16 protein-coding genes are annotated in these 12,057 nt (G+C 56.7%); 11 read left to right on the plus strand and 5 right to left on the minus strand.

Annotated elements, in window-relative coordinates; genetic code table 11:
• The 5 genes from nifH to nifB all read right to left on the minus strand — a co-directional run.
• Window positions 1–869, minus strand: an 869-nt coding sequence (gene nifH, locus IGS51_RS07620) for a nitrogenase iron protein (protein WP_297077710.1), incomplete at its 3' end; no start/stop codon positions are given.
• Between the two features lie 198 nt (window positions 870–1,067).
• On the minus strand, window positions 1,068–1,982 hold the full coding sequence (gene nifU / locus IGS51_RS07625) for a Fe-S cluster assembly protein NifU (protein ID WP_297077712.1): 915 nt from the start codon (window positions 1,980–1,982) through the stop codon (window positions 1,068–1,070).
• A gap of 179 nt (window positions 1,983–2,161) precedes the next feature.
• Complete coding sequence (gene nifS / locus IGS51_RS07630; protein WP_297077714.1) at window positions 2,162–3,355, minus strand: cysteine desulfurase NifS; 1,194 nt, start codon at window positions 3,353–3,355, stop codon at window positions 2,162–2,164.
• Between the two features lie 91 nt (window positions 3,356–3,446).
• Window positions 3,447–3,821: a DUF362 domain-containing protein gene (locus tag IGS51_RS07635; protein WP_297077716.1), complete on the minus strand. Its 375-nt coding sequence runs from the start codon at window positions 3,819–3,821 to the stop codon at window positions 3,447–3,449.
• 215 nt (window positions 3,822–4,036) lie between these two features.
• Window positions 4,037–5,527, minus strand: a complete 1,491-nt coding sequence (nifB, locus tag IGS51_RS07640) for a nitrogenase cofactor biosynthesis protein NifB (protein WP_297077718.1) — start codon at window positions 5,525–5,527, stop codon at window positions 4,037–4,039.
• 1,315 nt (window positions 5,528–6,842) lie between these two features.
• Between nifB and cysE the strand changes: the two genes are divergently transcribed.
• The 11 genes from cysE to IGS51_RS07695 all read left to right on the plus strand — a co-directional run.
• Window positions 6,843–7,568 (plus strand): serine O-acetyltransferase, encoded by a 726-nt coding sequence (gene cysE / locus IGS51_RS07645; protein WP_367279285.1) that lies wholly within the window; start codon window positions 6,843–6,845, stop codon window positions 7,566–7,568.
• Window positions 7,565–7,831 (plus strand): Asr1405/Asl0597 family protein, encoded by a 267-nt coding sequence (locus tag IGS51_RS07650; RefSeq protein WP_297077720.1) that lies wholly within the window; start codon window positions 7,565–7,567, stop codon window positions 7,829–7,831. The genes cysE and IGS51_RS07650 overlap by 4 nt, the downstream gene beginning before the upstream one ends.
• 103 nt (window positions 7,832–7,934) lie before the next feature.
• Window positions 7,935–8,153 carry a CCE_0567 family metalloprotein gene (locus IGS51_RS07655; RefSeq protein WP_297077722.1) on the plus strand — a complete coding sequence of 73 codons (219 nt, stop codon included), beginning with the start codon at window positions 7,935–7,937 and terminating at the stop codon, window positions 8,151–8,153.
• On the plus strand, window positions 8,150–8,467 hold the full coding sequence (gene nifW / locus IGS51_RS07660) for a nitrogenase-stabilizing/protective protein NifW (protein ID WP_297077724.1): 318 nt from the start codon (window positions 8,150–8,152) through the stop codon (window positions 8,465–8,467). Before IGS51_RS07655 ends, nifW begins: the two co-directional genes overlap by 4 nt.
• A 96-nt stretch (window positions 8,468–8,563) precedes the next feature.
• Window positions 8,564–9,364 (plus strand): HesA/MoeB/ThiF family protein, encoded by an 801-nt coding sequence (locus IGS51_RS07665; protein WP_297077726.1) that lies wholly within the window; start codon window positions 8,564–8,566, stop codon window positions 9,362–9,364.
• Window positions 9,365–9,503: 139 nt separating this feature from the next.
• On the plus strand, window positions 9,504–9,872 hold the full coding sequence (locus IGS51_RS07670) for an iron-sulfur cluster assembly accessory protein (RefSeq protein ID WP_297077728.1): 369 nt from the start codon (window positions 9,504–9,506) through the stop codon (window positions 9,870–9,872).
• A 124-nt stretch (window positions 9,873–9,996) separates the two neighbouring features.
• Window positions 9,997–10,299 (plus strand): 2Fe-2S iron-sulfur cluster-binding protein, encoded by a 303-nt coding sequence (locus IGS51_RS07675; protein WP_068516893.1) that lies wholly within the window; start codon window positions 9,997–9,999, stop codon window positions 10,297–10,299.
• Window positions 10,300–10,370: 71 nt separating this feature from the next.
• Window positions 10,371–10,667: a FeoA family protein gene (locus IGS51_RS07680; RefSeq protein WP_297077731.1), complete on the plus strand. Its 297-nt coding sequence runs from the start codon at window positions 10,371–10,373 to the stop codon at window positions 10,665–10,667.
• 69 nt (window positions 10,668–10,736) lie between these two features.
• Window positions 10,737–11,267: a flavodoxin gene (locus IGS51_RS07685; protein ID WP_297077733.1), complete on the plus strand. Its 531-nt coding sequence runs from the start codon at window positions 10,737–10,739 to the stop codon at window positions 11,265–11,267.
• A gap of 62 nt (window positions 11,268–11,329) precedes the next feature.
• Complete coding sequence (locus tag IGS51_RS07690; protein ID WP_297077735.1) at window positions 11,330–11,743, plus strand: ArsC/Spx/MgsR family protein; 414 nt, start codon at window positions 11,330–11,332, stop codon at window positions 11,741–11,743.
• 74 nt (window positions 11,744–11,817) lie between these two features.
• Window positions 11,818–12,057: trans-aconitate 2-methyltransferase (locus IGS51_RS07695; protein ID WP_297077736.1), on the plus strand; the 240-nt coding region annotated here is incomplete at its 3' end.

Below are 12,057 nucleotides of genomic sequence, written 5' to 3' on the forward strand. Positions count from 1 at the left end.
GTTGCCAGGGCCTTGTCGGCCTCCAGAGCCTTCTGGTACTCTTCATCACCATCGAGAATGCCGAATTCAATCAGCAACTCCTCTAGCTCGTCCATCGAAATGGGAGTGGGGATGGTGAGATTCTTGTTGTTGATGATCTTGTCAGCTAGTTGGGCATACTCCTTCGCTTGGTTGCTGTTGGGGGCGTACTCGTTTACCGTCATGCGGCGCAGTTCGGCGTGCTGCACCACGTTGTCGCGGGGTACGAAGTGGAGCATCTGGGTGTTGAGCTTGGCGGCCAGGGCTTCGATCAGCTCAATTTCCCGGTCGGTGTTGCGGCTGTTGCAGATTAGACCGCCCAGGCGCACGCCGCCGGAGTGGGCATATTTCAGCACGCCCCGGGCGATGTTGTTGGCCGCGTACATAGCCATCATTTCGCCCGACACCACGATGTAGATTTCCTGGGCTTTGCCTTCCCGGATGGGCATGGCGAAACCGCCGCAGACCACGTCGCCTAGCACGTCGTAGGAGACGAAGTCTAGGTCTTCATATGCGCCTTCTTCTTCTAGAAAGTTGATGGCGGTGATGATGCCCCGTCCAGCACAGCCGACACCGGGTTCGGGGCCGCCGGACTCGACGCACTTAACGCCGCGATAGCCGGTGAGCAGCACCTCGTCCAGTTCCAAATCTTCCACTGCGCCACGCTCGGCAGCTAGGTGCAGGATGGTGGTTTGGGCTTTGCTGTGGAGCATCAGGCGGGTGGAGTCGGCCTTGGGGTCACAGCCGACGATCATGATCCGCTGGCCCTTTTCGGCCATGGCGGCCAAGGTGTTTTGGGAGGTGGTGGACTTGCCAATGCCGCCTTTTCCATAGAATGCAATCTGTCGCATGGGGGGATTTCTCCTTGGGTTTGATTTCGGATCGAGGGGTAATGAAACGTTCGTCAATTCGGATCAGGCAGGGGCCTGGAGGAGGGCCGGCGGGTCGCGCCCGGCGCGGGGGATAGAGGGGTGCATGGGGGAGAGGAGGAGTTAGGAATTTGGGGTTGGTGATTTTGGATTTTGGGGAGAGCCTATGGGATGTTGAAATTAGATTGCTTCGACGATGAGGGAGGGCAAGACTAGATCTTTCAACTTGGCCTCGATTGCGTACTTCAGGGTTTCTGTGCTGCTGGGGCAGGAGCCGCACGCCCCTTGGAGCTTGACCAAGACGCGATCGCCCTCCACATCGTGCAGTTCCACATCGCCGCCGTCGGCCAGCAGGAGGGGCCGCACCTCGGTGTCGATCACCTGCTGGATCAGGGTAATTTTTTGCAGGTTAGTGAGGGGGGTGGAGGGGTAAGGTAAGTAAGGTAAGGCTTGGATGCTCTGCTCCTTTTCCGGGGCGAGGGCGGGGGCAACTTTTACGGATTCTGCCGAGTGTTGAATTTCCAGCAGAATGTCCTCAATGTCCGCTAGGCAGGAGCCGCAGCCGCCCCCGGCTTTGACGTAGTTGGTGACTTGCTCTACGGTGGTTAGGCGGTTTTCGGCGATCGCCCGGCGGATCTTCTTCTCGCTAATGCCGTAGCAGGTGCAGACCAGGGTGCCGTCGTCGTCCTCGTGGTGCTCCACTTCGATGCCGCGATACTTGTAGATCGCCGCCTCTAGGGCCTCTTGGCCCATCACCGAGCAGTGCATTTTAGCTTCCGGCAGGCCGCCGAGGAAGTCGGCAATGTCCTGGTTGGTGATGTGCAATGCCTCGTCTAGGGTTTTGCCCTTGATGATTTCGGTCAGGGCAGAGGAGGAGGCGATCGCACTCGTGCAGCCAAAGGTCTGGAACCGCGCATCCAAAATGCTGTCGGTGGATTGCTGAATCTTCAGGTGCAGCCTGAGGGCATCCCCACAGGCAATGCTGCCCACTTCGCCGTAGACCACCGCCACATCGGGTTCCTGTGGGTCATCGATGGTGCCCTGGTTGATGGGGTTGTAGAAGAGTTCGAGTACCTTTTCGGAATAGTCCCACATGGCAGTTTCGGGGGAATGAAGGAATTGGGGATTTGGGATTGGCGATTTTGGATTGTGGTGGGGCGGTCCCCTCCTGGGAGGGGTGTCCGGAGGACGGGGTGGGTCGGCAGGAATTTTGGGTTGGCGATTTTGGATGAAGCAAGCAATCCAAAATCCAAAATCTAGAACCCAAAATTGCCTTAGGTTGCAACGGCTAAATCTCGCTCTTGCAACCACTCCACTTGATCGTTGTTAAAGGGCGATAGGGCTCGCAGGCGTTCCACAATTTCGGGCATGACGGTGAGCACCTGGCGGATTTCGGCTTCGGTGGTGTAGCGGGAAAGGCTGAAGCGGATGGAGCCGTGGAGGATGGTATGGGGCAGCCCCATGGCCGTCAGCACGTGGGAGGGGTCGAGGCTGCCGGAGGTGCAGGCGGAGCCGGAGGAAGCACAGATACCCTCGCGGTTGAGCATGAACAGGATGGCTTCCCCTTCGATGTACTTGAAGCCGATGTTGGTGGTGTTGGGCAGCCGGGGGGCACCGCCGCCGTTGACTACGGTATCGGGGATAGTGGTCAAAATGCCGTGTTCTAGTAGATTCCGCAGTTCGGCCTCGCGCTCGACGTGGGCCAGATGGATCTGGGCCAGTTCCGCCGCTTTGCCCAGGGCCACGATACCCGGCACATTGTGGGTGCCCGCCCGGCGGCCCCGCTCCTGGTGGCCCCCCAGCAAAAAGGGACGGAAGCGGAAGCCTTTACGGACGTACAATGCGCCGATGCCCTTGGGGGCGTGGAGCTTGTGGCCCGAGAGGGTGAGCAGGTCGATGGGGCTGGTGGACAGGTCAATAGGCACCTTGCCGACGGCCTGCACGGCATCGACGTGGTAGGCGGCTCCGTAGGCTTTGGCGATCGCCCCAATCTGCTCCACCGGGAAAATCACCCCGGTTTCGTTGTTGGCATACATCGTAGTGACTAGGGCCGTGCCGCCGGTCATTGCCGCCTCCAGTTCCATCAGATCCAGCTCGCCGCGCCCGTCCACGGAGAGGTAGGTAACGGTGTAGCCCCGCTTCTCCAAGTGCTTGCACACCGCCAGAATCGCCGGGTGCTCGACTGCTGTGGTGATGATGTGGCGCTTCTCCGGCTGGGCCGCCAGGGCAGCGTGGATGGCGGTGTTGTTGCCCTCACTGCCGCAGCTATTGAAGATAATCTCCGTCGGCTCGGCCCCCAGCAGGGCTGCTACCTGCTCCCGGGCGGTTTCAATTGCCGCCCCTACCTGGCCGCCAAAGCTGTGCATCGACGACGGGTTGCCGTATAGCTCACTCAGGTAGGGCAGCATCGCCGCCAAAACGTCGGGGTCGGTGCGGGTGGTGGCGTTGTTGTCGAGATAAGTGACCATAGCAGTTAGGGAATTTGGGATTGGGAATTTTGGATTGGGGATTATACTTCCGGCTCCCCTCTCTCTGAGGGAGAGGGGCTGGGGGTGAGGGTCAATGGGACGTTTGCAATCGCTTCAAAGCCTGCGAATAGGTGTCAAACCAGTGGTGCCAATAGCTCGACTCCTGCAACCCCCGGAGCCTGGCCACCATGCGGGTGTAGGTGGCAAACCAGGCCTCCCAGTAGTCGGGCGATCGCTCTGACGATGAGGACAATGGCACCGCCGCCGCACCACTGGTCAGCGGCACACAGCCCTCGTTAGTAGGGCAGATAGCCCAGCACTGGGCCACCCCGTAGGTTCCCTGACACTGGTTGCAGCGATCGCTCGCAATCCAGAATTTTGTGCCATCGGTCTGAATCGCCCCGGTGGGGCAAGCGGAGAGGCAACGCTGACAACCGATACAACTCTGGGTGATGGTGTAGGGCATGGGAGCCTCCAGGGGTGGGCGGGTGGAAGGGATGGTGGGGTAGTGGGTTCGGTCCGGTTCCCCTCCTCGGAGGGGCTAGGGGTGGGTTCGGTCCGGTTCCCCTCTCCCCTAGGGAGATCGAGCGATCGCTTTGACATGAACACTGACGCACTGGGGTGGGGCCGCTCCGGTTTCCCCTCTCCCCTAGGGAGAGGGGCTAGGGGTGAGGGCCAGACCTATCGTTTCAACACATGCTCGTCGTAGAACCTGCGGGCCACGGTCTCGATCACGTCGTAGTCTTCGACCACTACTAGGCCCGCTTCCTGCAACCGCTTGCTGGGGCAGGGGCCAATTTTCGAGGCCAATACCGCCTTACAATCAGCAATGGTGTCGATGATGCCCGTCAGCATCGCCTCTTCGCCATAGCCGCCCTGGCAGTAATCGGCCACCTTGCGATGGCTGATGAATCGGGCCTCGGCAGCATCCACCTCGTAGATCATGAATTCCTTGGCGTGGCCAAAGTGCTGGTTCACGATGCCGCCGCCCTTGGTGGCCACAGCAACGAGAACCTTGGGCGAATCCTCCGAACGCTCACCGGGGATGCGAGCGGCAGACTGCTTCTTGGCAGCAACGGCAGCCTTGGCCTGCTCAATGCTAAGATGCACCGCCTGGCGGGTTTCCAGGCTGTAGTCCACAGGCATTTCCATAAACTTCTGCTTGGTGAATTCCTGGCTGCGGTCTTCCCCTAGCAGACCCACGGCATCGGCCCGGCACTGGCGACAGTGGCGCATCAGCTTCAGGTTGCCAGCGCAGTTATCCTGCACCTGCTTCAGTTCCTTGGGGCTAGGGCCGCGCTGCCCGTTCAGTCCAAAGTAGGTGCCGTGTTCCGGGGCCGAAATCAGCGGCATAATGTTGTGCAAGAATGCGCCCCGTTCCCGAATGGCAGCATTCACTTCGGGCATGTGCTCGTCGTTGATGCCAGGAATCAGTACGGAATTGACCTTGCAGAGAATGTCAGCCTCTTTCAAAGCCTGCAATCCCTCCATCTGCCGCTCGTGGAGGATGCGTACCCCCTCAAGGCCCCGATAGCGCTTGCGGCGGTAGTGAACCCAGGGGTAAATCTTCTCGCCCACGCTGGGGTCCACCATATTAATCGTGATGGTGACGTGATCGACATTTAGCGCTTTGATGCGATCCACATAATCCGGCAGCATCAAGCCATTGGTAGACAGGCAGAGCTTGATGTCGGGGGCCTGCTCGGCGATCAGCTCAAAGGTGCGGAAGGTTTTTTCGGGGTTGGCCAGGGGATCGCCCGGGCCAGCGATGCCCAGCACCGTCATCTGGGGAATTTTGCCCGCCACCACTAAGACCTTGTGGGCGGCCTCTTCGGGAGTAAGCAGTTCGCTGACCACGCCGGGGCGGCTCTCGTTGGCGCAGTCGTACTTGCGGTTGCAGTAGTTGCACTGGATGTTGCAGGCGGGGGCTACTGCCACATGCATCCGGGCATAGTGGTGGTGAGCCTCTTCGCTGTAGCAGGGGTGCTTTTCAATGCGGGCCTGCAAGCTCTCGCTGAGGGCGGCATCGGTCTTGGTGGTGCAGCCAGAGGCGGTCGTGCTACAGCCGCCGCCCGCCGGTTTGACCACGGTTTTGGTCTTGGTCAGGGTAATGTCCAGATCGGGCGTCGCGGTGGGCGCGGAGGTCAGGGCAGAGGATGGCGGTGGCGTCATGGGTTTGGGGAGGTAGGGGGGTGGATAGGGCAGGGTTGGAACGCATGGCGGCGCAGCCAGACAAGAACTGGAGAATTTCCGTCGCTGGCTGGTGGGTGCCCTTAGGGGAGCAGAATCTATCAGCCAGCGACGTGCTGATAAAGGCGATTTCCCTGCGTGGGTGGTGTCGCGAGGAAATCGGTGGGCCGTTCGATTGCTGTTTAGGTACTGACAGGGCAACGTGTCAAAGTTATTAGCTTTAACCAAGCTGGGGTTGACGTTGCCATCTGCGGAGTACCCTTTCAGGTATCGAGTAACGCTGGGGTGTTCGGCGTTGAAAGAGTTATAGCAACGGGAATTTTGCTACTTTGGTCGCTTGTCCCGGTAGAGTTGATTGAATGATTAGCGGTGTACTTAACTGCCAGACACCCGGATTACAGAAACCCTGATCTTTTTTGGCAGGGTGGGGGGCTAGTATTTCCCAAGAGCAATGCTGGTATTTCAATAGTCGAATGCTGTATTTCTGTACTCAGATGAAGTGCCCATTGGAGAAAGGATTTAGCATTGGTCTAACGCTTTAACGAGCCGAGGTTTCTGAGTACTCAAAGCTCACATTTTGGCATCATTTACTACAGAATGAAGCGTTGTTTTCAAGTGCCAAATATTAAACTGTATCGATCTTGGCTGTCTGCTTGGCGTAATGGTCATCAACGTTACTTTTAGTGAGTTAAGAAATGTTTTGGCTGCCCAGAGCGTGATGGGTTTGCCGACTTGGATAACTGGGCAACCTCAATCCCAAATCTCCCTTAGAGAGGGACTTTGAAATTTCAGTTCTCTGCGTCTCTCAGGGGTTAGGGAGATAGAAGCAGACTTCAGATATTCAGATGGTTTGTCAGACGGTTCATTAGTTGGCTTACTTTCTTCAAGGGCAACAGATGTAGGGCAACAGATGTTAAGGATTTCTGAATTCAATAGAGGAGCTTCTGATAAATCTGCTACAGTTTTTTGTGTTAAAGGTCGATTATCGGCTTGGAAGCCCCTATCTTGAGTGCATAACTGACAGAATCCTGACCCACTTCCTAAATCATCCAAAGCCTTTGCTGAGTCAGACTTTTTGGTGAGTACATAATGCTTGAACCCAGGGGTAAAAATGCGTCTTTCCGACATGAGAAATACCTGTCCCCTTAGCCATCAAAAACTTTTTCCCCTGGATCGATAAGGGATTTGGGACTGAGTGCAGTCGTAATTGGTTTAGTCATCTGGATGAGTTAGCCCTCAACTGTCAGTCTTGAAGTCGTTGCTATAAGCAGAGAAACAAAACGCCTCCACTGGAGCTATGTTTCTCTCTTTTTCTCGCGGTTTTACCCAGCCTTCGGTCGATATCCCCAAGCGGTTGCCCATTCTGGCCGCTTTACGAGAGGACTTTGCCATCATCTTTGAACGCGATCCGGCGGCAAGCCATTGGCTGGAGGTGCTGTGCTGCTATCCCGGTTTGCACGCCCTGGCCGCCCATCGCCTAGCCCACGAACTGCGCGATCGCGGCATCCCTTTTCTGCCCCGGTTTATCGCCCACCTCAGCCGCTTTTTCACGGGCATCGACATTCATCCCGGTGCCCAGATTGGCCGGGGTGTCTTCATTGACCACGGCATGGGCGTGGTGATTGGTGAGACGGCGATCGTGGGGGATTACTGCCTGATTTACCAGGGAGTCACCTTGGGGGGCACTGGCAAAGAGACTGGCAAGCGCCATCCCACTGTGGGCAGTCATGTGGTGATTGGTTCCGGGGCCAAGGTACTTGGCAACATTACCCTTGGCGACTACGCCCGCATTGGGGCCGGGGCGGTGGTGCTGCAATCGGTGCCTGCCCACTGCACTGCGGTTGGTGTGCCCAGCCGCAACGTCTGCCGCTGCAACACTGCCACCGCTCCCCTGGATCATGCCCAACTGCCCGATGCTGAAGCGAGGACGATCCGCGCCCTACTCGATCGCATCGAAACCTTGGAAACTCAGGTGAGCCAACTTAGACAGTCTGCCCCTATCCCCGTGGAGCTAGTGCCATGAACTCGTCTTCTTCTGTCTCCGGTTGGGGACAAGTGATTTCAGTGAACCGATGCGATCGCTGGTCGATCTTCCACCGCCTGCGAGATTTGAATGTCCCCTGCGCTTGCCCGGCAGATGGCACTCTTCGGGTAGAGGTCAACCACGCCCTGGCGCTATTGCTAGTTCGCAGTGCCCTGTTTCAGTTTTCCTGCTCTCGCCAGGAACGGGTGGATTGGCTGGAAAGATGCTGGCAGAGCCGGGAGGAATGCGTGGCTAATTCGTGACATTTCTGATTCTAAAAATTATCCAAATCCCCAATCGCTAACTCTCAATTTTTGTTTTGCCTAATCTCTTGCCTAATCCGAAATTCCCAATCGACAGTCTCCAATGCTAACTACTGACTCTTCTACCATTGACGCTCTCAAGGCCCAAATCAAAAAGCTCAATAGCAAAGCTGGGCAACTCAAGATGGATCTGCACGATATTGCTGAAGGTCTGCCCGCCGATTTAGATCTTTTGCCCGATGCGGCAGCCCGCACCTACGAGGTCTATTGCCAACTGCGCGACTTGAAACAACAACTGCACACCCTGGAGCAAGCCCAATGAGTTCCAAAGTAACGACCTTTAATGAAATTACCCAGGCCGAAGACTACTTTGCGTTTTTTGGACTGCCTTACGACCCGCAGTTTCTCAATGTCAACCGACTGCACATCTTGCAAAAATTCTCCCGACTGATGCAAGAGAAGGGGGTCGAAAATCCAGATATGGCAAATGATGCCACCTTTAAGCAGTACCGAGAACTGTTGCAGGAGGCTTACAGCCTGTTCCAAACCTCGTCGCCTCTTCAGCAAAAACTGTTCAAAGTTTTCAACAAAAAACCCCAAAATGTCGTCCTTCTCTCTGAAATTGAAGTCGAGTAAGACATTTTGAATTTGCAGGTTTGAACTGTGAATTTCAGTCAAAGCTTCAAACTGCAATCTCAAAATTTTCCATCCCTACCTTTCTATCTCCCTGCCATGCCGCAACTCTACGCTATGCTCTCACCTACCGAGCGCGATCGCTACCGTCGTCAAATGCAGCTCCCTGGCTTTGGCCAAGAGTCACAGGAAAGACTGAAGTCCACTACTGCCCTAGTGACTGGGGTGGGCGGACTGGGCGGCACAGCGGCGCTGTATCTGGCAGCGGCGGGGGTGGGGCGGTTGATTTTGGTGCGGGGGGGCGACCTCCAGCGGGATGACTTGAATCGTCAGGTGCTAATGACCGATGACTGGGTAGGTAGGCCCAGGGTGCTCAAGGCCCAGCAGACCTTAGCCGCCTTTAACCCGGATATTGAGATTGAAGCGGTGTGCGAGTATGTTACTGCTGAAAACATCGATGGTCTGGTGCAGCGGGCAGACATCACCCTAGACTGTGCCTTTGATTTCAAAGAGCGCGATTTGCTCAACGCCGCCTGTGTGCGCTGGGGCAAGCCGATGGTGGAAGCGGCGATGAACGCAATGGAGGGCTACTTGCTCACTGTGATTCCGGGGAAAACCCCCTGCCTGTCGTGCTTGTTTCCCGAAAAGCCAGAGTGGGATCGCTGGGGCTTTGGGGTGCTGGGGGCGGTGTCGGGCACTCTGGCTTGCCTTGCGGCCCTGGAGGCGATCAAACTTGTCACTGGCCTGGGCGAGCCGCTGCTGGGTCAACTCCTCACTATGGATCTGGCGCGGGCAGAGTTTGCCAAACGCCGTGCCTACCACGACCCGGATTGTCCGGTGTGCGGTGGGGTGAAGGCAAAGGGCGATCGCACTATTCCCGTAACCCTGGCGAGGAGGTAGCCCATGACCTTTTCTCGCGATCCACCTTGAGGTAGCGGTGGGCAGTGCCTGTTCTACAGCAGCACTGCCAAAATCCAGAATCGCCAATCCAAAATTCATCTACCCTTTTACCCATCCAAGTCTTACCTATCCATTTGCTATGACTATCACGATTACCGAACTCGCCGAACTGCGCTTGCGTACCTTCCTACGCGGTACGCCGGACTACACTCCCGAACGCGGCGTTCGTTTGGCGGTGAAAGACGGCGGCTGCAACGGCTACGAGTACGATATTAAAATTGCCAACGCTCCCAAGCCCGACGATCGGGTTGTGGAATCGGGCAGTTTGAAGGTTTTTGTGGACCCCACGAGCTGGCCCCTGCTGGACGGCATTGTGGTGGACTACATCGATAGCTTGCTAGAGAGTGGGTTTAAGTTTACCAACCCCAACGCCACTGCCACCTGCGGCTGCGGCAAATCGTTCCAGGCGGCGGGCAATTGCAGCCCTGCTGGAGTGCCCTGTAGTTAAGTGCCCTGTAGTTAAAGGCTTTGAGCATTGAGTTTTTGGGCTGCGTTTTTAGGCTTGAATGCAGGAATTTGACTCAGCACTCAAAATTCAACATCCACAAACTGCCCCTCAAAGGAGTCCTACCATGACGAAAACCTATCAAGTTCGTCTAATCAACAAGAAGCGCAATATTGATGTCACCATTCCGGTGGATGAGAACACTTACATCATTGACGCGGCAGAAGAGAACGACATTGACCTACCCTTCTCCTGTCGGTCGGGCGCTTGCTCTAGCTGCGTTGGCAAATTGGTCGAAGGCGAGGTTAATCAGGAGGAGCAGTCTTTTCTAGACGACGAGCAGATCGCCAAGGGCTTTATCGTACTTTGCTCATCGTATCCGCGATCGGACTGCACGATTAAGACCCATATGGAGGCATATTTAATTTGACGATTGAGGGGGTGCATTGCTCCGTGGATGCAGCCTACGGTTGACCCAATCTTTTCGCTGGAGTTGCGTCTATGTTTAATCGATTTACAGTTGCAGGAGCGGCTTTGCAGGTTCTCAATGTGGGCGATCGCGGCACGATTGCTCGCTTCACCCAGACCGATTCCCAAATTCTTTCTCACTTGCAATCCCTTGGTTTAAATCAGGGAAAAACCATTGCCGTTACCCAGCGCCACCCCAACTTCATGATTCGCACCGAAGACGGACATCTTACCTTGCCGCCTGTGCTGGTGAGCGCGATCTACGTGCGACTGGTCGGCCCCCAATCTGATTTGGAGGGAAGAAACAGCCGTCAAAATTTAGAAAGATAGTGGCCCTACAAAGTAGATAGTACCCAAACTATTCTCTTTACCTTCTACCTGTTTTCAAGGAGTAAACCCGTGGCAGATATTGGACTTTTCTACGGCAGCACTTCTGGCGTTACCGAAGAAATTGCTGAAAAAATTCGAGATGCGATTGGTGAAGACCGCTGCGACCTCTACAGTATGGAGACCGACTACGACAGCGTAGATGACCTGCTCCAGTATGACTACCTGATCCTCGGCTGTTCTACTTGGGGGGCGGGCGAATTGCAGAACGACTGGCGCGAACCCATATTCGACATGGAAATGGACAAGCCCGACTTTTCGGGGAAGACCATTGCCCTGTTTGGCCCCGGCGATTGTGAAGGTCACAGCAAGCATTTTGTTGGGGCTTTGGGCATTCTATACGACCAGTTCAAGGCGCTAGGAGCCACTATCGTCGGGGCGGTTTCTGCGGAAGACTACACCTTTGAAAAGTCCACCGCTATCCGCGACGGCAAGTTTGTGGGGCTGCCCTTGGATGAGGTAAACGAAAGTGAGAAAACTGACCAGCGCATTGCCAACTGGCTGGAGATTTTGAAGGCAGACTTTCCGGCGATCGCCCGCTAACCCCCTCTCCCCCAGCCTACCCGCAGACCCCGACCCAACCCCACCCATCCACGAGGTTCCCCATGGCCACAGTCACCTTCTACGAAAAGCCAGGCTGCTTCAACAACGCCCGCCAAAAGCGTTTGTTGGAAGCCGCAGGGCATCGGGTGATCGCCCGCAACCTGCTGACCGAGCCGTGGACCTGCGATCGCCTGCGCCCCTTCTTTGCTGGGCTGTCTGTGCCCCAGTGGTTCAACGCTAGCGCTCCGGCGATCGCCTCTGGGGTGGTCGTGCCTGCCCAACTGGATGCGGACACTGCCCTAGAACTGATGGTGCTGAACCCCTTGCTGATCCGCCGCCCGCTGCTGGAGGTGGAGGGCGATCGCCGTGCTGGGTGGGACTCCGAGGCGATCGATCGCTGGATCGGCCTTACCGTTGCCACCCCGACCCCCGATCTCGAAACCTGTCCTCGAATCCTTGCACTTCGGAGGGGCTAGCCAGCCCAACCCCCATGTGTGACTTTTTAAAGCGTTGGCCGATGGGCGATCTGTCCTCAGCCGCGGAGGCAGCAATGAACTTTGAAACCCGCTGGCAGCAATACTATCAAGCAGTGGAAGGGCGGCCTCCCCGGACGACCCTGACCCGAGCGCTGGATTCCATTGCCCAAGACCCCAACCCCCTGCCTCGGTTTGCAGTGGACTTGGGCTGCGGCGACGGGCGCGACACCGTGGAACTGCTGCGCCGGGGGTGGCGAGTGCTGGCTATCGATGGTGAACCAGAGGCGATCGCCCGCCTGCGGCAGCGGAATGAC

It is taken from the genome of Thermoleptolyngbya sp. M55_K2018_002, from assembly GCF_015295965.1.
Taxonomy (GTDB): domain Bacteria; phylum Cyanobacteriota; class Cyanobacteriia; order Elainellales; family Elainellaceae; genus Thermoleptolyngbya; species Thermoleptolyngbya sichuanensis.

What these genes read in the sequence shown, in the direction of transcription:
- nifU (WP_297077712.1), bottom strand. Translation starts at nt 1,982, where the DNA reads ATGTGGGACTATTCCGAAAAGGTACTCGAACTCTTCTACAACCCCATC.
- nifS (WP_297077714.1), bottom strand. Translation starts at nt 3,355, where the DNA reads ATGGTCACTTATCTCGACAACAACGCCACCACCCGCACCGACCCCGAC.
- IGS51_RS07635 (WP_297077716.1), bottom strand. Translation starts at nt 3,821, where the DNA reads ATGCCCTACACCATCACCCAGAGTTGTATCGGTTGTCAGCGTTGCCTC.
- nifB (WP_297077718.1), bottom strand. Translation starts at nt 5,527, where the DNA reads ATGACGCCACCGCCATCCTCTGCCCTGACCTCCGCGCCCACCGCGACG.
- cysE (WP_367279285.1), top strand. Translation starts at nt 6,843, where the DNA reads ATGTTTCTCTCTTTTTCTCGCGGTTTTACCCAGCCTTCGGTCGATATC.
- IGS51_RS07650 (WP_297077720.1), top strand. Translation starts at nt 7,565, where the DNA reads ATGAACTCGTCTTCTTCTGTCTCCGGTTGGGGACAAGTGATTTCAGTG.
- IGS51_RS07655 (WP_297077722.1), top strand. Translation starts at nt 7,935, where the DNA reads ATGCTAACTACTGACTCTTCTACCATTGACGCTCTCAAGGCCCAAATC.
- nifW (WP_297077724.1), top strand. Translation starts at nt 8,150, where the DNA reads ATGAGTTCCAAAGTAACGACCTTTAATGAAATTACCCAGGCCGAAGAC.
- IGS51_RS07665 (WP_297077726.1), top strand. Translation starts at nt 8,564, where the DNA reads ATGCCGCAACTCTACGCTATGCTCTCACCTACCGAGCGCGATCGCTAC.
- IGS51_RS07670 (WP_297077728.1), top strand. Translation starts at nt 9,504, where the DNA reads ATGACTATCACGATTACCGAACTCGCCGAACTGCGCTTGCGTACCTTC.
- IGS51_RS07675 (WP_068516893.1), top strand. Translation starts at nt 9,997, where the DNA reads ATGACGAAAACCTATCAAGTTCGTCTAATCAACAAGAAGCGCAATATT.
- IGS51_RS07680 (WP_297077731.1), top strand. Translation starts at nt 10,371, where the DNA reads ATGTTTAATCGATTTACAGTTGCAGGAGCGGCTTTGCAGGTTCTCAAT.
- IGS51_RS07690 (WP_297077735.1), top strand. Translation starts at nt 11,330, where the DNA reads ATGGCCACAGTCACCTTCTACGAAAAGCCAGGCTGCTTCAACAACGCC.